Consider the following 379-nt stretch of genomic DNA (forward strand, 5'->3'; position numbering starts at 1 on the left):
CCGATCGATCAGCTCTWCTGCCGGATCAAATTCCGCAGCGCGCATTATGACGGTGAGTTCACGGCCCCAAGTCTGGACAAGCCCTGGATCATGTATCCCGGCAACAATGGTGGCAGTGACTGGGGCTCCATGTCCTACGACCCAAACACCGGCATCCTGATTGCCAACTGGAATGCATCACCAATGTATGCCCAGCTCATCACCCGCCGGAAGGCCGATGCGCTGAAGCTGATGCCGATCGATGCTCCGCATTACAAACCGGGTGCCGGGGCGGCTGAAGGGAATGGCCCGATGGAAGGCACACCTTATGCCATCGCCATTGCTCCTTTCTGGGACCCGTTCACCAAGATGCTGTGCCATCGCCCGCCTTACGGCATGA

The 379-nt window shown here is 58.7% G+C and carries 1 pseudogene; it reads left to right on the top strand.

The features are described 5' to 3' along the window. Positions 1-379, top strand: a pseudogene (locus KP705_RS19105) (membrane-bound PQQ-dependent dehydrogenase, glucose/quinate/shikimate family); the annotation flags it as partial.

This window comes from Gluconobacter sp. P1D12_c (assembly GCF_018812105.1).
In the GTDB taxonomy this organism is placed as follows: Bacteria; Pseudomonadota; Alphaproteobacteria; order Acetobacterales; family Acetobacteraceae; genus Gluconobacter; species Gluconobacter oxydans_A.